We start from the raw sequence: 20,637 nt of genomic DNA, 5'->3' as shown, positions 1-20,637 counted from the left end.
TAATAAACCCTCCCGGTGCTTTCTAAAAACACAGGGAGGGTTTAAATACATTTAACTTTTTTAAGTTTTCTTTACTATTCCCATTTAAAACACTTCACAGAAATCCCCGTACACAATACTGTTACTGTTATCATCACAATAAGAGGTACTTTTATATTATCCACTGACAAACCTAGAAAGGTTGCCTTCATTAATTGAATACCTTGTGTTAATGGAAACATACTCACAATTTTTTGCATAGCTTCTGGCATTTTTTCAAAAGGAAGGGTGGTTCCAGAGAAAATTAACATAGGAAAGTACAACAAACTTGCTATAACGCTGGCTATCTTGGTATCTTTAGCAATACCTCCTACCATCATTCCAATACTTAAGGTGGATATCATAGTAAGGAGCCAGCTGCCTAAAAAGGCTAGCCATGATCCGTGAATAGTTCCTTTATAGAATATCATTAACATAGGAATCAAGGTAATTAAAGATACCAAACAATAAATTATATAAATGACTAATTCAACAACTAAGAGTTTTATAGGACTAACAGGGGTAACCTTAAATCGTTTAAGAATTTTACGTTCCCTATACTCCGATACTAAAAGTGGTAAACCCATAAGACCTCCGGCACAGATAGAAATGGCGCAAAGAGCACCAAAGGATTGCTCCATAAATGTATAATCTACTCCATCAGAGGCAGGCTTTGTTCCATTCAAAAGTCCAAGAATCAAGAGAACAACCAAAGGCATAATAACAGCAAAAATAACCATATTCATATTTCTGATGTTCAGTTTTAGTTCGTTCTTTAATAATACGAAAAATAATTTCATTCCTCATCAACCTCCTGTCCGGATAATACTAAATAGGCATCCTCAAATTTTTCGCAGCCACTTACTACCTTAGCTTGTTCCACTGTGCCATAAAAAGCTACTTTACCTTTTTTTAGAATACATATCTTATCACATAGGGCTTCCACCTCATCCATAAAATGAGAAGTCAAGAAAACAGTTAAGCCTTTCTCCTTCAAAGAAGATAGTATTTTCCATACATCTCGCCTTGCTTTTGCATCAAGTCCTGTAGTCAATTCATCGAGAAATACAACTTCTGGAGTGGGAATAAGAGCAAGAACAATAAACAATCTTTGTCTTTCGCCGCCAGAGAGGCTTTTCACAGGATTTTTTATTTTGCTACCTATCCCAAATTGTCTGCACAGCTCCCTCCAGTCTACAGGGTTTTTGTATAGAGCAGCGGTTTCTTCACACAGCTCTGAAACCTTAATTTCAGGCTGATAATCACTTTCTTGAAACTGAACACCGACTTTTTGAAAGAGCTTTACCCTGTGCTTTTTAGGATTATATCCAAGGATGGATACTTGTCCTTCATCAGCTTCCTTTGTTCCTAGAATACATTCAATGGTAGTGCTCTTAACTGCACCATTAGGTCCTAGCAAGCCGAAAACCGTACCCTTTTCTACAGTTAAGCTAATATTATCCACTGCAGTAACATTGTCATAGTTTTTTGTCAGCTGTTGAACTTTGATTACTTCTTCCATTTCATCGCCTCCTTATTCTTATCAAATAAAAGAATACCACCCTTCAAAAGACTGGTGGTATAATGGAGACTTTCTATTTAAATAATCTTTTCATTTCATTTAGCATATCAATAATTTTCCGTGCATTTTCTTCGGCAGCATTTAAGGATAGGATTAGTCTGTCACAGACATAAACAATATCATCATCTGCCTTTGGGGGATTTAAAGCCCTCCGTATATCTGTATTGGCATTTTGGGATAACTGTTGTAGCATACTTAAAATTGATTGAAGGGAATAGTTGGCGCACCTTAGTGAACGGATAATTTTTAATCTTTTAATATCATCATTTGTGTACACTCGGTAGCCATTCTCCTTCCTCTTGATTTGAATTAATCCATTCATTTCCCAGTTTCGCAATGTGTCCATGGAAATATTCAGATATTCCGATACTTCCTTTCTTTTCATGGCAAGTATATTACTACCTTCATTTCTGTATAAAATATCATAAACATTTTTAATGGCTTCCTCTGCATTACAACGTTCTTCTTGCAATTGAGCCAAATACTCCCTTGTAATCAAAATAGCTCTGTCAAAATCACAGGCAGCGGTAGTTTTCACCACTTCAATAATCTTTTTTCTTAAGCCATTTTGCACTATTTCAATTTGGAATGCTGTGCGAGCAAGTTTGATTTGCATTATATGTAAATCTGTAAATATGCGATATCCATTTTTCTCTCTTTCTGGTTTGGTAATCAATCCCCATTCCTCATATAAGCGCACTGTATTAGGATGTATACCAACCATGGCCGTAACTTCAGCAGTTCTATACCTTTTCAAAGTACCACCTCCTAGATATAGCATAACCCAGATCAAAAGTATGGTGTTATAGTGGAGGGTTTATCATTGCGCCGCTTTCTTTTTACTTCAGGTCATTTTTCATCAAGGTTATAGTCGAACCATATGTAGAAGAACTTCTGTAGTTCCTTCCTCAAAAGCTCTTTCTCCATCAAGATGAAAGCCATATCTTTCATAAAACCGTATTGCTCCTTTGTTTTTCTCCAAAACCCATAAATGAGATGCCTTCATATTATTTATGGCAAATAACAATAGTTGCTGCCCAATTCCTTCATTTTGAAAAAAGGAATCTACATATAGCTTTTTTACCTCTTGATCAATTACGCATATAAATCCCTTTACTACAGTATCCTGGAATAGGTATGTATTTTTCAAAAAGTTTTCATCCATTCTGTACTGCTCTGCCACAGATAGGACATTGAATTCCTGAAAAGAATATTCAATATCTTTAAAAATAGGATAATAGTACTTCCGATTATTATATACAATTATTTCTGCCATTCTGCCCACATCAGCTATTGTTGCTTTTCTAATCATATAAACCTCCAAATGACTTTTGCTTTTATTTAAAACCCTCTCTCACTAGAATTTCAACATGGCTAAATTAACGGATTTGATGTAAGTCTACACATCTGCTTGAGAAAATTCTAATTTCTATAAAAAATTATTCTTTAGATAATTCTATAAGATAGAATAGCATATGATTAAACTTTTTTACAATTTTATGCTAATAAACAATTGATTATATTATCTTATTCATTAATCCAATTAACAAGCAGTAACATTGAATGTTATTTTTATCTCACACTTATAATTAATTTGCTATATATATATATATAAATAGTGCCTACAAAACTAATGTAAGCACTACTTTATGTATATGTATGGCTAAATCCTTAATTTTAACTTTTTCTGATGTTATTAAATAACACAGCAGCTCCTATTTAAAAAATTGAATTTGATTTCTGCCTTTTTTCTTAGCATCATATAGTGCCTTGTCAGCCTTTTGGAATAAATCCTCATAAGAGTCCCCATTCACTAGTAAAGATATTCCCACACTTACAGTAACATTAGAACCTATCATTAACTCTTTAATTAATCCTTTAAATTGCTGACACTTTGAAACAACAAAATCTGAGGAAGGAATATTGCTCATATATACACAAAACTCGTCTCCACCCATTCGTCCGATAATATCCGTTTTTCTGAAGGTTTGAGTAAGAGCTTTACTTATGTTAATCAAGACTTTATCCCCTTGTAGATGACCATAAGTATCATTAATATCTTTAAAATAGTCACAATCTATTATAATAAGAGCATCTTTCTCATTTAAATCTGTACTTTTTATTCTTTCAGTAATGAGATCTCTTGTAGTAATTGCATTGTATATGCCTGTCAACCCATCCCTTTCTGATCGTTTGATAAGTTCCTTTTTTTCTACTTCCTCTTCATTAATATCCACCAATTTACCAATCATAGAATAAATCGTTCCCTTATCATTGTATAAAAAGGAATTAACAGATTTAAAGAAACGCTTTTCTCCATTAGCAATAGGCAATTCAATGATGAATATAGTATTTCCCTTATTCATTACAGCTTTATTAATACAAGCTTTTAATTTGCTAAGATTATTAATATCTCCAAATAAATCAATACAACTTTTTGATAGTTCCAGTCCTTTTGTTTTCACATTATATTCATATAAATACTCATTTGATGTTTTTGATAGCCTTTGATATCCTTCATATTGAAGTTTAATTTCATTTTTTGTCCTAATATTGTGAAAAATACTGATTAACAATATTATCATTATAAAACAAACTGCTACAAATATGTGTATGCCGTAAAATTCTAAAATCATTGACATTGTAATTTCTCTCTCGATTTCAGTTGCTGCATTTAAAATTAAGGTGTTCATATACTCTTCATCAATAGATGAAATAGCTTTGTTTATAATAGAAAGCAGTATTTTATCATTGTTAAGGATAGCTATGCAATAGGCTCTAGTTTCATTTTTTTCCGGAACCGTTATAATATTTTTATAGTCATTTTGTGACATATAAAAATCAACGGAATAGGCATTTCCATAACCGTAATCAGCCTCTCCTCTATTTACTGCTTCGATGCACTCTTTTCGTGTATTATAATAAATTGTATTTTCTTCCTTTATTCCTTCTGGTAAGAGGGTACCTTTTATTGCAGCATATTTTTTATTCTCTAACCCCTTGAGCTAACAGAAGAATTAATATACAATATAGTTTCAGATTTTAGATATGATATGGACATAGGCACATTTTTTAATTGATTTCTTTCCAGAACTCCAAAGATTATATCGCCATCAGAGTTTTTAACTTTATCTATGGTATCGTACAGTTCATATGTAAAATTTAATCCTGTAAAATCTGATATATAATCTAAAACATTTTTCGAGATACCTTTTACATTGCCACTTGCATCATAATATTGAAGAGGAGCTACTCCATCAATGGATACAGCCTTTATAGTACCGTTATTATTTATATATTCTTGCTCTTCTTTTGTAAAAAGAGATTCAGCTTTTACATCTATTGCCCACATTATCATTGTAAAACCAACAATTAAAAATGTAATCTTTTGCTCAATCTTCATCAATTTCATATTAATCACCATAAAAATATAATATGCTTTGTTGAAAAATGTAACAATTATATAATGATTATAACTCTATATAGCCATATACTTTCTGATTTACAAAGCAACCTAAATAACCAGTATATTTGTCCCCGATTTTTTCAACATTACCATAATAGTGTTATATTTCCTCCAAATATTGGTCTATATTATATTACAAAAATCCTTGTAAATCAATTACTTATGTCGATTTTTTATCAAAATATCACGAATTTGCGTACACGAAGATATTCAATTTCCAATTTACTATTTAGATTGGTATATAATCATAATTCAAATAAAAAAATCAAGAGAACCGTCCCTCCTGATTTCTTTTTTACCACACCAAATATATAATAAATATAAGATTTCGCCATCCAGCAACTAAAGCCTGTTAAATGTTAAACGACACCTTGTCCAACAAACAAGCTAACATACAATTTTCTCTTTGTAAGGTTCAATAGATATATTTGCCTTTGCTTTTTCATCCTTCATAAATGTAATTACAAGGGCTGGAACAGTATAAATAAATCCAAAAAGAGAAGCATAAATGCCAAAATATTTAACAGCAAAATAACTAAAAGCTATATTTATGTTAAACCAGAATAAGGTATTTATATAATACAAGGCTTTTTTTAGCTCTTTCCTGTCCCTGCCAAAAGCATACTCATTTATAGCAAGAACTGTCTGTCGAAGGTTATTTGTAGAGAATATGGTGGCACTGTTATAGCCCCTTACTCCATGAAACACACTCCACTGAGTAGAAAGAATAAAAAATATAGGAAGTACTCCTACTAGTACATTTGCTTCCTTAGGTATCATAATCAGAACTAGAAGTCCAGCCATATCGACGCAAATGCTATATCGTTGCAAATTGATTTGGGTCTTTTTTGATAAAATTTCAACTAGCTCTATTCCCATGATATAAAGAAAAAGCGCAAGAATCCTAAGAAAAAGCTCATATTTGTTCCTACCCACCATATCAAGTACAATATCAATCATATTAAGGGTTTGGGCAGAAGCCAAGTTTCCTCTGCAAAGTACTGCATATCCACCTAAGAAACCACCTAGGCTACACATTAAACTGTGCAATATTAAGTCTCTGTTGTTCTTCAAAGTAAGTCCAAGGCTTTTTCTATGTACACCTTGTGTTGTGTCATTCATTTTACTGCCTCTTTTCTACTATAAATTCATTTAAACATAAAATAGTTGTATCACAATCCATTATAATTATCAATGGCAAGACTACTGAAATATCTTCCATAGTTACTTTATCTAGTCTCTTTCACAGAGGTGTTGATAATGCCTATATAAATCACCAAAACGGTACTTATATTGCTTATTCCATGGCTTATCCTTACCACAATAGTGCAGGACTACTGTGTTCTGTATAATCCAATTTCCCTCGATCTTACCTGCGGACTGTATATAATACTGGGTATACTTTCTAACATCGTAATTCCATATTTCATCAGGAATTGATTTCACATATTTAGAATACAAGGCGTTAAAAACGTCTTGATCTGGAAGCAGGAGTCTGTATTCATTTTTCTCAATGAAATCAACTATTTCATCAATTCGGACTTTCTCTCTACATTTATTCAAATCCATTAACATCACACCAGTGTTAAAATAGGCAGAGGATATACCTAATCGTATTTTATTTATATTATCCAAAACTCTTTTCTCTTCTGTGTGAGAAGCTGCTGCAAAAATTTTGTCTTCTAAATCCATCTGCCACAAGGGTTCAAGGGGATTTATAATAAGCACATCTGGATCAAGATATATTACCTTATCTATGGATTTGGGAAGAATATCTGCTGCTAAAAGCCGGTAGTACATCATCTGAGAATAGTGCTTATTAACTGGTGCATTACCAAAATATTTTTCCTTAATACTGTAGGAGGAAAAATCATATCCTAATTTTGCAGAAAAATTCTCCAGCTTACATAGAACTTCCTCAGACAGTGAATCATAAATCAAATGTACATGGTATGAAGTACTTTTATCATTCACATATAAGGACTTTAAAACTACCGGAATCCTAACTGCATAATTTCCATCTGCAGTAAAAAGCAAATCTACACTATTGTTCTTACTCATTTACAATCCCCTATCCTTTCTTAAGCTATATTCATATAAAACATCAACTTATAATCTTAATGCCCATTTTTCTACAAGCTTTTATAATGCTGTTCAAATCAATTTCACTCTTTCCATCCGCTATCATAACTACAGCGGCCTCATTTAAGATAGTTTCAATAGCAGAACAGCTCAATCCATTAAAGCTACGAGCTAGCTTTTCTATTGGTATATCAGCTGAAAGCCGTTTTTTTCTAGTATATAAATTAATAAGCTTAATCCTTGTAGCCTCATCAGGATTAGGAATGGTGTATTTCAAATCAAACCTTCCAGGACGAACAAGGGCCCCATCCAACGAATCATAAGAGTTTGTTGCTGCAATAACTAAAACTCCCTCTTCATTTTGGAATCCGTCCATCTCATTTAACATAGCTGTAATCATACGATTATTTTCCTTGTCTATTCCTGAGCCTGCATAATTTCTTCGTTCACCAATACCGTCAAATTCATCAATAAATACTATACATGGCTTATGCCTACGAGCTTTATTAAACAATTGCTTAATCTTTCTTGGGCCTATTGACATAAACACACTTTGAAAATCCGCACCCTTAGTGGCTATAAAATTAACGCCAGCTTCCTCGGCCAAAGCTTTTGCAAACAAGGTTTTTCCGTTTCCAGGAGGCCCCTCTAGCACAATACCTTTTGTGGGACGTATACCCTTTCGTCTGTACTCTTCAGAATTTTTAAGTATATCTACAGCATGGAGCATTTCCTTTTTTAAGTCATCCATACCAGCAATGTCATCAAACCTTACTCCAGTATGTCTTATTACCTTAAAAGATTTAAAGTAATCTCCAAAAAACTTATAAATCACAATAACAATAAATCCTATGAAGGCTATATCAAAGAGAATATCAAAAATCACAACAAATCCATCATCCTCTGTGCTATCCTTCACCTCAATTCCAGAAAGCAACAGTCTTTCTTTAAAATCATCTGTTTTGGGATTGTCCGTATAATACTTTCCATTGTACCCTACTTTCTCAAATTGAATATTCTCTGTATTAATGGTTACAGTTGATATTTTTCCCTCTGTAAATAGCTCGTTAAATTCCCTATATTTCACATATATACCCTTATTCTGAGTAAACAAGGTGGCAGCTATTGCAATAGCTACTATAGCAATGGATGATAAAATAATTAGTCTGTGTCTAAATCCCATTTTCTTCATAAACTACTACTCCTAATTTTCTTGTTTTCTATACTCCCATGCTTTTTTATAAATTAAACTTCAACGTCTTAATTATACTATTTTATTTTATAGTGTAAACTACAATTCTTTATTCTCCATTACTTTGCAACTTATCATATAGGATACAACCGTAGATAACAACACAAGGAAAATTCCACACATCATAATATATGTTTCATTAATATGTTCCATCTTTTCAATTATTTCATTCATCGTTTCTTGCCCAATGATCTTTACAAAAACAAATGAAACTACTGTTATAATACCAAATATGATAAGCATAACAATCCTACTTTTTTCTGCTCCAAACTTTATTTGAAAGGGAATCATTATTGCCATAAGCAATATCACAATTGCTAAAAAGGTGAGTACCATTGGAATTTCATTTATCATTACTAATTTATCTCCATGAAGAGATCCTGAAAGGAAATATAAAACAACAGCAAGAATCCACGAACTAACAGCTCCACTTATGCAAAATAAGAACTTCTCCTTTACATAGGTTTTTCTGTCAATTGGTAAGGTCATTAAAAATGTGTATCCATTATCTACCTCATCATAGGAAATGGTACTGATTGTTAAAATCACACCTAAAAATGGCAAATATCCAAGTATAAAAGTTCCCGCCTGTGTAAAACCTAATACCACAGCGAGAAGCAAAAACATAACAATTGATTGCTTTCTACTTAAAAGTAATCTTAAATCTTTTTCTAACAATCCCGCCATTATCTGTATCCTCCTGTCATCATAAGAATAAGCTCATCAATTCCGCCCTTTTCGATTATTATATCTTTATAATTCTCTTGATAATATTGCTTTTCATTTGTAAAACATGCATATCCATAAGGTTCCTTTTGACTTTTCAAAATATAGTTCTTATCAAGGCTAGCATACTGTTCTTCATTCACCTTTAAAAGACCATACCGATCTAAAATTACATCTGTTTCTTCATGGAGCATTATCTTTCCATCATGGATTAAATAAATATCATCACAAAGTCCTTCTAAATCAGAGGATATATGGGAAGTAATTAAAATTGTGCGTTCTTCATCCTCTTCCATATACTTTCTTAGTATATCAAGTATTTCATTTCGAGCTTCTACATCAAGGCCTGCTGTAGGCTCATCTAAAATCAACAACTTTGCTTTATGGGTAATTGCAACTAAAACCCTAAGTTTTGCTTTCATACCAGTTGAAAATTCCCTTATAATCTTATCTTTTGGAAGATTTAATCCTTGGCTTAATTTCTGAAAATATTCTTTATCAAATTTGGGATACATTTTTATAAGAATTTTTTCAACATCTGATAGAGTAAGCTGGCTACTAAAACTAGCATCAGATAGAGAAACACCTATTTGCTCCTTTTCTTTGCTAGTAAGCTTACTACTTTCTGTACCCAAAACAGTCACACTTCCACTGTTAGGCTTAACCAAACCTAAAATAAGTTTTATTGTGGTGCTCTTACCTGCTCCATTCTTTCCGACAAGACCAGATATTCTCCCCTTTGGTATTTCCATTGAAATATTTAAATTAAAGTCTTTATAACACTTTACAGCATCTTTTAAAACAATCATAATTCGTCCTCCAAAATAATATTAACTATTTCTAGTATTTCATCTTTGCTCAAACCAACGGCTTTCGCCTTATGAATTGCCTGTGTAAAATCCTCTTCAACGGCCCTTTTTCTTGCTTCCATTGCTAATTGCTTATCAGAAGCTGTTACAAAAGTTCCTTTTCCATGAACAGTTGTGACAAATCCCTCTTCTTCTAACTTGTCATAAGCCTTTTTCACTGTTAAAGCACTTATACGAAGCTCTCCTGCAAGCTTCCTAACAGAGGGAAGGGGCTCACCTTCTTTTAATGCAGATTGAATTATTGCTGATTTTATCTGATCCACTAATTGCTCATAAATTGGTATCATGGATGAATTGTTAAGTATAATATGCATATTTTTTACTCCTTTATTTTATAGTAAACAGTATATAACACTATATATCTGTTGTCAACTGTTATACGCTGTTTATTGTATATAAATAAAAAATCCAGAAATCAGTGATTATCACTGAAATTCTGGAAAGCGTTTATATTGGTATCTTGCTATTTTAACTTTTTCAATGCTATCATCTGCCTTGTCTTCATAAAGGGTTCTTTCCCATGTATAACCTTCATGGCATAAGCATACTTCTAGCATAAATAGATAAATTCCCACATCAATGCGGTTGTAATAGCTAACCTTATCTGCAGGCATAATACCTCGTTTACCAGGTTTTTTATATCTATAAATAATAAGTTCTTCTCCAGTGTTTTCTGTAATCCATGGCTGTGTGTTGCAAGCACTTGGTGCAAAACGAGCTATTTCCCCAACTCCTAAGGTTTCCCCTACCCATATTTCCTCTAGGGGCTTTCTCTTGGATTTAAACATATCCTTTCTGAACTTATTTTCAGGCATTTTCGCTATGGCAATCATGATTACATAATCAAGCCCATTAATTTGCATTTCTTTTGGTTTACCAATGCCATACCATAGGGCGCCAATGTTTTGAGATGCAAGGTATAAGTCTATCTGCTGTCCTATATAGCCTATATTTCTGAGATACTCTCCTCTTATCTCACTGTAAAACAAAATACAATATTCCGCACCTCGCTTACAGCTTGTCTCGGATTCTGGCACTATTGTAATCTCTGTCTTAATTGATGAATCCATAGGAATCACTGATTTTATAAATCCATTTAACTTGCTAATATCTTGCTCTGATAATGTTTCGGTATCCTTGAACAGATGAAAGGATTTTCTTTTAAATATTTGAGAATAAAAGTCCATTATGCAACACCTCCATTATAGAATCTCCTAAAATTAGGCTAATCAATTATAAAATTATTTTCAATACCTTTTAAAAAAATTATTTTTTATTTACTTAGATGCAAAAAGAAGCAGACTTATATAGCCAGCTCCTTAATGGTGACAGTTTAATTTCTTACCTTTTTTGATAGATATGCAATAATACCTAGATAAGTCCATGAATTTCGGAGGCACATCCTTACATTATCTTGGGCAAAATCATCATTGTAAATACCACAAGGCCAAATACTGCATAAAGGCTGTTCACAATCAAGCAAATCTTCATTATATTATTTTTTACCTTTGTCTTAACATAAGAAATGATTGTAAATACTCCGCTGAATATCATAAAAGCTGCATAAGAAGAAATCATTATTTCAGCAACAGGTGATTTCAAGGCCCACTGAAAAGACCTTAAGGGCAAAATAGTCCAGGGTAGGAAAAGCATAATGGTACTGATACTAGTTAATATCTTGTCTTTCATTATTATTATCTCCTTTCAAATTTCCCAAAGCGAAGGCAGGAAATGAATAAACAAAGTAAAGTAATACCGATAGCAACGGGTATCCATGGAAATAGTTCAACCTGTGCTGTTGTAAGGTTAGAAGCTAATCTTCCGTATTCAGCTGTTATCACAAAGAAGGAGTAGGCCATTGGATATGCAAACCAGAGCTTGGTGTTTATCATTAAAACCGATGGAACTATGGAAGCAAGACCAATGCCAATAGAAAAAATGGGGGTCTGAAAACATACTGATAAAAGCCAGAACAATGCAAGCATAGGAATTGCCGAAGCAAATATTAATGCTGCCTCTTTGAAAACAAAGAAGGGCTGTAAAATGAAATTATAATTTTGTGTTTGTGATACTACAACTGCACTTATGAAATACATAGTAATTGTCATCAGTATTTGAAAGGCCCCTAGTGAAAGCAGAACAATAAATTTAGCCAAACATAATTTTGCAGTATTAATGGGAAGAGCCAGCATTTTTAGTATGCCTTTATTGCTTCTTTCCCTCATATTCAGCAATACGGTACACACAACCATACTAGCAGGAAACATAAACCAGGCCATTCCCATTAGCCCTTGTATTAAAAAGTTGCTTTCTGGTGAAATGCCCTCTGCTTGCATTTGAAAATTAAGATCAGCATTAAAAACAGAAGGCAACCAAAGAATAATGGTGGCAATGTTCAAAATAAAAAGGATTTTCGAACGTCGAATTTTTTTGAACTCAATGCCAAGAAGAGATAAAAAATTCATTCAAATGACCTCCTAACCTTTAAGAATAACACCTCTACAATGCCAAGGATAAGTATTTCAATCACTGCAGCAATCATATAATTGCGGAGGATATTTTCTGTTGTCCCTGACAAGATCTGAAAGGGCAGTGCAAAGGGAAACAAGGATAATATAAAGTTCTTTGTAGGTATCATAGTAGCTATAAATACACATACAACCCCCACTCCAAGAGATACCCACATATTTCTGCATGCTGATGCGATCACCAGCGAGCATAATACTGCCGGAAAGATTAATAACAAAGCATAGGCAAAGCTTTTAATTACTTCCATCCAAATATCTGTGGACAATTCAAACCAATAGTAGGAACAGAAGGCTAAAGCTGCAGCTTCCATTAGCAGTATCACAAGGCACATAACTGCCATTAAAGCCACCTTTCCAAAAAATATCTTGCTTTCTTTTATAGGTAAGGTACACATTCTTTGAATAGCATTGTCAGTGTATTCTATGTGGTACACAAGGCAGGCAGACGCTACAACTAGGAGAATATTTAGCATGGACATCATCTGCCAATTAGCATTCATCAAGATTTGAACAGGAGAATCATCAAATCCTACATAGTTTTCTGAACGAACTAGCATATTGAGAATTGGTACTATAGCTGCTAAAACACCTCCACTGAGAAAGGCAAGCATAAAACCTGTTCTTTTCACCTTTTTAAATTCCAATCCAAAACTCATCTCACTCCACCTCTCTGCCTATTATCAGCATCAATTAAGGCAAGGAAGGTATCTTCCAAGTTATCCGTAGGATAACCTTCTTTAGTTCCATGAATTTTCAGCTCATCAAGTGTCCCTTCAAATAGCAGATAACCGTGATTTAAAATACCAATATAATCAGCCATTAGCTCAATTTCTGACAATAAGTGTGAAGATACAAATACGGTACAATCAAATTTCTGAGGGAGGGAACGAATAAGAGTTCTGATTTCATGAATACCAACAGGGTCAAGTCCATTTGTAGGCTCATCTAAAATAAGTATAGGCGGTTTTCCAATCAAAGCACTTGCAAGGCCTAATCTTTGCTTCATACCAAGAGAGTATTTTTTAGCAAGTCTCCCTTTGTACTGGGTAAGTCCTACCAATTCTAAGGCCTCGGAAACGGCGGATTTAGGTAAGCCCAAAATTTTACGAACAATATCTAGATTTTCTTCTCCCGTTAAATTCCCGTAAAAGGCTGGAGCTTCAATAAAGGAACCCACTTCTTTCAGAATTTGTACACGGTTTTCTGGATATTTCTTTCCGTCAATGACAAAAGATCCACTGGTAGGCTTAGTTAACCCTAGTAACATCTTCATTGTGGTTGATTTTCCTGCTCCGTTAGGCCCCAAAAATCCGTAAACTGATCCTTTAGGAATGTGTAAATTAAGTCCTGAAACAGCAGTAAAGTCTCCATATGTTTTTGTAAGATTTTTGGTTTCAATAATGTTCATATCTTTCGCTCCTTTCTCCTTATAGCTATATATTAAAACTCAAACCTTGCGACAACCTTCTCTCTACCTTACAACTACCTTACATTTATTCAAGGATCAATAGTTTCCAAAGTTCTATGTTATAATATTTATATATTGCAATGTTCCACAGAAGGAAGGTGTCCATATGGATTTTCAATATTTGAAGAATAAACGGTTGCTGCTTGTTGATGACGAACATGAGCTTTTGGATATGCTTGTATCTATACTGAAAGAAGAAGGCTTTAATCACATAGTAACTGCAAGAACAGTGAAGGAGGCCCTTGATTTGGCAGACAGCTTTCAACCAGAGCTTGCTATTCTAGATGTGATGCTGCCTGATGGCAATGGTTTTTCCTTAATGGAGCAGTTAAAACATAAAGGTGAATATCCTATCTTGCTTTTAACCGCCCGAGGAGAGGATGAGGATAAATTAAGAGGTTTCGGTCTTGGAGCTGATGATTATATAGTAAAGCCCTTCTTACCTAAAGAGCTGATATTCCGCATTATGGCAATCTTACGTAGATGCTATAAGGGTGAAAATCCTCTTGTAAAACTACAAAATAGCGAAATCGACTTTGACCGTGCAGAAGTAATAAAAGACGGAGAACACCTCCCTCTAACTGCTAAGGAATATGACATTCTCAATGTCCTATATCGCAATGCAGGCCGTATTGTAACCATCGATGCTCTCTGTGAAGCTGCTTGGGGTGACAATCCCTTCGGATATGAAAACTCTCTAATGGCTCACATTCGCCGAATCAGAGAAAAGATAGAATTAAATCCCTCAAAGCCTGTATCATTAATCACAATTAAGGGATTAGGTTATAAGCTAATTGTTGGGGGTAAGTGATATGAGAAGTGTTCCTAAACTGATACGGCGATACATTAGTATTTTGCTACTGAGTTGTGTGCTTCTTTTTATTCTGAACTTTGCTTTACTAGCAATTTTTATGGCAAAGCAAACTCCAAATGCCTCTCCCTGGAAAACAGCTGAAGAAGTTGCAAAGGCGTTACAGCTTACAAGTGACGAGAAATATGAATTACCTGACTCAATAGTTCAAGAATTGAAAGACTCTAATGCCTGGGCAATATATATAGATAATGAATCAAAGTCGGTAATATGGCATACAGATAATCTGCCAAAAACAGTACCTATGTCATATACCCTTTCAGATATAGTTAGTCTGACCCGGGGTTATATAGAGGGCTACCCCACCTTTACAGGAAAAGGGAAAAATGGACTTGTTGTCTTAGGATACCCCAAAGATAGTTTTTGGAAGCATATGTGGCCGAGTTGGGATTATCACACTATCGCTAACTTGCCTAAAACTGTACTTACTGTTTTTATAATCAATGCTGCATTAATTTTTCTCATCTATATGGTTGCAAATTCTAAACTACTAAAATCCATAAAGCCCATTGTTAACGGCATACAGAGTCTACCAACAGGAGAACCTGTTTATGTTAAAGAAAAAGGCTTATTATCAGAACTTGCCATGAATATAAATAAAACCTCAGAAATATTACAGTCACAAAAGAATCAGCTCCGCAGGAAAGAAACGGCCAGAGCAAATTGGATTGCAGGTGTATCTCACGATATTAGAACTCCCTTATCAATGGTTATGGGCTATGCTAGTCAATTGAAAGAAGATACCAATTTAACTGATGATGAAAGGCAAAAAGCTACAGTTATCCTAAAACAAAGCCAACGAATAAAAAACTTAATAAACGACCTTAACTTAGCTTCCAAATTGGAGTACAATATGCAGCCAATGAATGTGAAAAGTGAAAATATGATTGCCATTGTGCGGCAGGTTATCGTAGACTTTATAAATATGGATATTGAGGACACTCACCCCATTGAATTGGAGATGGATGAAGACTTATCTGTTTGCCCTGTAAAGGTTGATAAGGCCTTGATAAAGCGAGCAGTCAGCAATCTAATTCAAAACTGCATCAACCACAATGAGAAAGGTTGTAAAATATACGTCAGTGTTGTAGCTGAAAACAACCAATGTACTGTGACCGTTGCCGATGACGGTATAGGAGTTACTGATGAGCAACTAAAAAAGCTCAATAATACCCCCCATTATATGATTTGTGATGAAAACACAACAGAGCAAAGGCACGGTTTAGGGCTGCTTATAGTAAAGCAGATTATGGCAGTACATGGTGGAACAACTGTAATAGACCATAGTTCCTATGGTGGTTTCTTGGTGAAGCTTGCTTTACCATTAGAATCATAATATAGTAATAATTAGTATAAAATATTTATAGTATTGGCTTCTTTAACTATGTTGCTTTGTTTCAAAAAAGAGTTGATGCCATACGAGAATATTTAGACAAGCGTTAATGGCATTTATAACATAAAAAAGACTATTACACAAAAACAACTAATCAGTTCTTGTGTAACAGTCTTTTCATTTACATATTTATTAGATTTCTTACCCAATTAAATAAACGATCTGACATTGCATCAAATTCTACATTTGCACCCTTTTTTAGAGCAATAAAATCTTTTAGAATCTCTTTTTCTTCATCCTTTATGACTTCAAGTAAGTCCTTTTGGTGCTTAATATATTTACCAGTATCCTTAAATACAATTGCTTGTATAACAAAAGATGCAGACTTATATAATCCACGGACTATATCATCACTTTTTTCATATAACATGTTATGTACGCATCCGTGGTAAAGGTTGCAGGCGCCTATTTTAATGGCACGTTCAACTGCTTCCTTATTAAGTTTTGTTAGCAGTTCATCAAGGGTATCTACAATAGGTTCTGTATCATAATAAAACTGAAATAAATCTGAAGGTTCCCAATTTATGAGTTCATCCTTTCCTGAAAGAAATCCGCAAATTAATTCTCGGTTAGGAAGGGTATCTAACATATGGTTATATGTTTTTATATCATCTGCTGTCAGTTTATCTAATATAACTACTACATCAATATCACTGGATTCAGTGGCTTCCCCTCTTCCGTAGCTTCCTTGTAGGCCTACAAAATAGATACGGTGCCCAAAGGTCTCCTTAAGTAATTCTATAAAGCGCTCCATCCATAATTTTACGTCAATCATTTTAGTCCTCCAAAATTTTTTAACTTTTCCCTCTCACTTCAACTGATTGCATACACTTTAGTAATTAATTATTGTCAACTTCAAACTCATAAACAAGATGACAGCCATAGGCTATGGCTGTTCATCAAATTCTAATCATTAGTCTGAGTCAACCCTTTGTATTTCCACGTAACTCCATTATCCGTTGATTGAAATATAATGCCATCATTCTCTGCGGCCTCTACCGTTACCTTTATAGTCAATGTATCACTATCTTTTTCAGGCATATTCAAGTAATCAAAGTCCTCAACCTTAAGTCCGCTATCTATAGCATTTTGGGGTAATTCTGTAACACTATCCATTGGAAGTTTGATCTCTTCAAATGACTTTGCCCCATCTCCAGTAGCATATAATCTTGAATAGGACTGAGATGCTCCAGTTAAACCTGCAACTCCGAAATTCTCATCAAAAAATAGTAAGCCTTCTGCAACTCCTAATTGTCCGCTAAAGGGATCATCATTTACAACTTTCCAAGTAGCACCACCATCTATAGTCTTTTCCACTATATAAAATCTACTTCCAGCAGCTGCATCTGTTATCACCAATCGCCATCCAATTTTTTTATTTAAAAAAAAATACATGGTTCCTTCTCTTTGATCTACAGTCCAACTTTCTGTATCCTTTGCTTCATTTACTTGCTGCTTAGCATGCTCTTGATCCAATTCTTTTTCACTGATGTACTCAGGCTCCGTTATGTATAGTATAGATCTAACACTATTTATGTCTGGTATACTCAAAGATACCTCATATCCAACAATTTTCCCACCTGTTCTAAGCTGTGCAAAATTACTTGTTCCTGTTTGAACTCCATCACCATCTGTATCTCCCGGAACATATTGTAAACCTTCATCTGAATTGAAAGACCTTCTACCAGAATAAACCAGTTCATATATCTGCTGCTCTTGGAATGTTTCCGACCATTCCTTTACTTGATTCATCCAATCTGCATTTTTTAATATTTCAATCATTGGAGACAGGCGCTTATCCTTATCATATCCACCATTAACATTTCCATCTAGCCAAACTGTCATATTACTACTACTGTCTACGTTATAATCAATGAGATAGGTCTTTTTCTCTCCATCTTCATCTTTTCCATATATAAAGGCGTCAATACTTTTAATAGTTCCTCTTGCATCAAATGTAATCTTACATTGATTTACAATATAGAGTTCCTCCGGCAATTCCAAGGCTTCATCTAAATCCATTAAAATTCCTTCCACACCATTCTGAAAAAGATTATTATGTTCTAATTTCATCTCTTTTTTACGCTTCCACTCATCAATTTTCCATGATAATGCTCCATGATATGGAATTGATGAATAATCAATACGTGCTCCAAAGAAAAGTGTCACAATTATAAAAATAAATACTTCTATATAGAAATTTTTATTTTTCACTTTATCCTCAGAATCTTCTTTCTGCCTATACCTTCTAGAAATCAACCATAGCATAAATGTACCGCCACAACCTATTATGCCTAAAGCCAACATTGAAGCATGACTTTTTAAACCACCATACTGGCATAGATGCCATAGTTGATACAGGGTAAATATGTAAAATACTAAACTTACTTTCCCACAAAGCTTATAAACATATTTCATATTTCTCCTTTTTACTTCTACATAAAACTATTTTTTCTACTTAACCCCATTACTCCTGCACTATTAAAGTGCTCAGGTAGTGCTTGAGTTAATTCCTAATAAAATATCCTTCCTGAATTGCTGCAAAGGTTGCAACTGAACATAAAATAATGGAACTATATTTCATCTCAATAAAAGACAAAGTCAATGGTAACATAAAAAGAAAGAATCCAATAACCTTATTCATGACAGTATGTACTGCTACAAATCTCCTGTAATAGGTAAATCCTAAAAACAGGTTTACAATCTTAATTACTGCAATGAGGCCAATCCATATCAAGAGCCAAATAGGTGTATCTATTTTAGGAAGCAGTTTTACTAAAGCAACTACTACAAATATAAAATCAGCCACTGTGTCCAACTTAGACCCTAACTCACTAACGGAATGGGTTTTCCTTGCAACGGTACCGTCAATCATATCTGAGAATCCGCATAATAGATACAAAAAATAAAAGGAAGGAGAAAAGGCAGTAAAGAATAACAGCATTATACTACATAGAATACGAAAGCTAGTTATTATATTTGCCATGCCTTCACTCCTTACCCTATATACTACGCTTTATCAAAGGCTAAAGTCCGATTCTTCCTAAACATTACCTTTTTATAAAAAGTTAGTAATCACTGAATATAATTATAGTCTTTACTCACTAACCTGTAAATACGTTATAAATACTTATTACACAAAACTTTTGATTGAAAGGGATTAATTTAAAAGTAATATCTCATGGACAGCCTACATTTAAACAAATATAACATTTCCAGAATTATATATGAGCAAAATGCCAAGGATCTATTACCTATATGCCATATAAAAATGCATCTATACGAAGCCTTTGGAAATTAAATCTTCCAATAAACTTAAACTAGGTCTTCGATCGATGCATTCTCATTGTATCAATAATCTTCTGAATTAGTATATTTTTAACTTCATTAAATTAGCTACTGCACATTTATCTTCTTCACCTGTTTGTTATTGGCAAGCAATAAACAACTTAGTGATCCCATAATACCAGTAAAAATAAACATAAGAGCCATACCAGATCCATTTGTATCTCCAATTAAAGTGCGTAAAAAAGCTGCTAAATTGGAAGCACCATGAATAAAGGGTTCAAATATATATTCAGAAATGGCCCCTCCTAATAAAATTGCTATTGGAATAGCTGTAAATTTCATGGCATTACGAACCGCAAAAACCCTTCCCTGCATTTCAGTCTTAACATTGTTATAAATCAATACTGATTGTGCAGCTAAAGTAAATGGTATTGGTACGCTAGCAGCTACAGCTGCAATACTCCAAACATATATATTCTGTCCAAAAGCCATTAGTAAATCTCCAAATAAAAATGAAAAAGTAGCAGAATAAAACAGCATCTTAACCTTATTTTGGGGCAATTTTACTGTACTTACAATCAACCCTCCAATGATTCCCCCTAATCCTAATATAGAAGTAACTACTCCTAAAGTAAATTCACTGTTATTACTTCTAGCTAAAATCATTGGGGATAAGATATTTTCATATGACAACCTGGATAGAAAATTCAATAATGTCATACTAATGATAATATACAAAATTCCTTTATTGATTTTTAAATAAGAAAATCCTTCTTTCATTCCACTTAGCATATTTCCTTCATTTTCTTCTGCCTGTACTTCTGGTATTTTTATAAAGAATATCATTATGATAATAGCAAATATAAAGGATCCTATATCAAATAATAAAACACTCTCAATACCAAACAATCCAATAAGTGATGATGCCAACACAGGGTAAAGAACTGTATTCAAATTTTCTGATATTGAATTAAGGCCACTTATCTTTTCATACTTATCATTAGGAACAATTATACCAAAGGCAACACTTGAAGCCGGTGATTGTATAGCCTCCATTATACCTAATACTATATTAATTATGTATATATAGTTGG

23 protein-coding genes are annotated in these 20,637 nt (G+C 33.7%); 2 read left to right on the top strand and 21 right to left on the bottom strand.

What is annotated here, in order from left to right; all coding sequences use genetic code 11:
• Positions 1-74: 74 nt before the first annotated feature.
• From N3C_RS11515 to N3C_RS11435, 17 genes are all read right to left on the bottom strand, one after another.
• Positions 75-818 carry an ABC transporter permease gene (locus N3C_RS11515; protein WP_074366177.1) on the bottom strand — a complete coding sequence of 248 codons (744 nt, stop codon included), beginning with the start codon at positions 816-818 and terminating at the stop codon, positions 75-77.
• Positions 815-1,540, bottom strand: coding sequence for an ABC transporter ATP-binding protein (locus N3C_RS11510; protein ID WP_074366176.1), 726 nt, complete (start codon positions 1,538-1,540; stop codon positions 815-817). Before N3C_RS11510 ends, N3C_RS11515 begins: the two co-directional genes overlap by 4 nt.
• Before the next feature lie 73 nt (positions 1,541-1,613).
• Entirely contained in the window at positions 1,614-2,357 is a 744-nt protein-coding gene (locus N3C_RS11505) for a MerR family transcriptional regulator (RefSeq protein WP_143312664.1), read from the bottom strand.
• 108 nt (positions 2,358-2,465) lie between these two features.
• The gene (locus N3C_RS11500) at positions 2,466-2,912 is read right to left on the bottom strand and encodes a GNAT family N-acetyltransferase (protein WP_074366174.1); all 447 of its coding nucleotides are present in this window, start codon (positions 2,910-2,912) and stop codon (positions 2,466-2,468) included.
• Between the two features lie 403 nt (positions 2,913-3,315).
• Positions 3,316-4,434 (bottom strand): transporter substrate-binding domain-containing diguanylate cyclase, encoded by a 1,119-nt coding sequence (locus tag N3C_RS11495; protein ID WP_074366173.1) that lies wholly within the window; start codon positions 4,432-4,434, stop codon positions 3,316-3,318.
• A gap of 158 nt (positions 4,435-4,592) precedes the next feature.
• Positions 4,593-5,012 carry a type 2 periplasmic-binding domain-containing protein gene (locus N3C_RS11490; RefSeq protein WP_074366172.1) on the bottom strand — a complete coding sequence of 140 codons (420 nt, stop codon included), beginning with the start codon at positions 5,010-5,012 and terminating at the stop codon, positions 4,593-4,595.
• A gap of 441 nt (positions 5,013-5,453) precedes the next feature.
• Positions 5,454-6,188 (bottom strand): YoaK family protein, encoded by a 735-nt coding sequence (locus N3C_RS11485; protein WP_074366171.1) that lies wholly within the window; start codon positions 6,186-6,188, stop codon positions 5,454-5,456.
• A gap of 111 nt (positions 6,189-6,299) precedes the next feature.
• The gene (locus tag N3C_RS11480; RefSeq protein ID WP_074366170.1) at positions 6,300-7,127 is read right to left on the bottom strand and encodes a glycosyltransferase family 8 protein; all 828 of its coding nucleotides are present in this window, start codon (positions 7,125-7,127) and stop codon (positions 6,300-6,302) included.
• Between the two features lie 43 nt (positions 7,128-7,170).
• Positions 7,171-8,340, bottom strand: a complete 1,170-nt coding sequence (locus N3C_RS11475) for an ATP-binding protein (protein WP_074366169.1) — start codon at positions 8,338-8,340, stop codon at positions 7,171-7,173.
• A 99-nt stretch (positions 8,341-8,439) separates the two neighbouring features.
• Positions 8,440-9,087: an ABC-2 transporter permease gene (locus N3C_RS11470; RefSeq protein ID WP_074366168.1), complete on the bottom strand. Its 648-nt coding sequence runs from the start codon at positions 9,085-9,087 to the stop codon at positions 8,440-8,442.
• The gene (locus N3C_RS11465) at positions 9,087-9,935 is read right to left on the bottom strand and encodes an ABC transporter ATP-binding protein (protein WP_074366167.1); all 849 of its coding nucleotides are present in this window, start codon (positions 9,933-9,935) and stop codon (positions 9,087-9,089) included. Before N3C_RS11465 ends, N3C_RS11470 begins: the two co-directional genes overlap by 1 nt.
• Positions 9,932-10,309, bottom strand: coding sequence for a GntR family transcriptional regulator (locus N3C_RS11460; RefSeq protein ID WP_074366166.1), 378 nt, complete (start codon positions 10,307-10,309; stop codon positions 9,932-9,934). Before N3C_RS11460 ends, N3C_RS11465 begins: the two co-directional genes overlap by 4 nt.
• Positions 10,310-10,420: 111 nt before the next feature.
• Positions 10,421-11,182: a nitroreductase family protein gene (locus N3C_RS11455; protein WP_083604535.1), complete on the bottom strand. Its 762-nt coding sequence runs from the start codon at positions 11,180-11,182 to the stop codon at positions 10,421-10,423.
• A 217-nt stretch (positions 11,183-11,399) separates the two neighbouring features.
• Positions 11,400-11,684, bottom strand: coding sequence for a hypothetical protein (locus N3C_RS11450; protein ID WP_074366164.1), 285 nt, complete (start codon positions 11,682-11,684; stop codon positions 11,400-11,402).
• 5 nt (positions 11,685-11,689) lie between these two features.
• Positions 11,690-12,460 carry an ABC transporter permease gene (locus tag N3C_RS11445; RefSeq protein ID WP_074366163.1) on the bottom strand — a complete coding sequence of 257 codons (771 nt, stop codon included), beginning with the start codon at positions 12,458-12,460 and terminating at the stop codon, positions 11,690-11,692.
• The gene (locus N3C_RS11440; RefSeq protein ID WP_074366162.1) at positions 12,457-13,179 is read right to left on the bottom strand and encodes an ABC transporter permease; all 723 of its coding nucleotides are present in this window, start codon (positions 13,177-13,179) and stop codon (positions 12,457-12,459) included. Before N3C_RS11440 ends, N3C_RS11445 begins: the two co-directional genes overlap by 4 nt.
• Positions 13,176-13,931, bottom strand: coding sequence for an ABC transporter ATP-binding protein (locus N3C_RS11435; RefSeq protein ID WP_074366161.1), 756 nt, complete (start codon positions 13,929-13,931; stop codon positions 13,176-13,178). Before N3C_RS11435 ends, N3C_RS11440 begins: the two co-directional genes overlap by 4 nt.
• Positions 13,932-14,097: 166 nt before the next feature.
• On the opposite strand from N3C_RS11435, the gene N3C_RS11430 reads away from it, so the two are divergent.
• Complete coding sequence (locus tag N3C_RS11430; RefSeq protein WP_074366160.1) at positions 14,098-14,802, top strand: response regulator transcription factor; 705 nt, start codon at positions 14,098-14,100, stop codon at positions 14,800-14,802.
• Between the two features lies 1 nt (position 14,803).
• Complete coding sequence (locus tag N3C_RS11425) at positions 14,804-16,198, top strand: sensor histidine kinase (protein WP_074366159.1); 1,395 nt, start codon at positions 14,804-14,806, stop codon at positions 16,196-16,198.
• Positions 16,199-16,376: 178 nt separating this feature from the next.
• Here the strand turns inward: N3C_RS11425 and N3C_RS11420 are convergent, their stop codons facing one another.
• The 4 genes from N3C_RS11420 to N3C_RS11405 form a co-directional block, all read right to left on the bottom strand.
• A complete protein-coding gene (locus N3C_RS11420; protein ID WP_074366158.1) occupies positions 16,377-17,030 on the bottom strand; it encodes a nucleotidyltransferase domain-containing protein in 654 nt (217 codons plus the stop codon).
• A 131-nt stretch (positions 17,031-17,161) separates the two neighbouring features.
• Entirely contained in the window at positions 17,162-18,673 is a 1,512-nt protein-coding gene (locus tag N3C_RS11415; protein WP_074366157.1) for a WD40/YVTN/BNR-like repeat-containing protein, read from the bottom strand.
• Between the two features lie 88 nt (positions 18,674-18,761).
• Entirely contained in the window at positions 18,762-19,241 is a 480-nt protein-coding gene (locus tag N3C_RS11410; RefSeq protein ID WP_074366156.1) for a CDP-alcohol phosphatidyltransferase family protein, read from the bottom strand.
• A gap of 410 nt (positions 19,242-19,651) precedes the next feature.
• Positions 19,652-20,637, bottom strand: a 986-nt coding sequence (locus N3C_RS11405) for an MFS transporter (protein ID WP_074366155.1), incomplete at its 5' end; no start/stop codon positions are given.

The organism is Clostridium sp. N3C (genome assembly GCF_900095445.1).
Classification (GTDB): Bacteria; Bacillota; Clostridia; order Clostridiales; family Clostridiaceae; genus Clostridium_AU.
The sequence above is the reverse complement of the archived record's forward strand: the minus strand, read 5'-3'. Positions and strand labels throughout refer to the sequence as shown.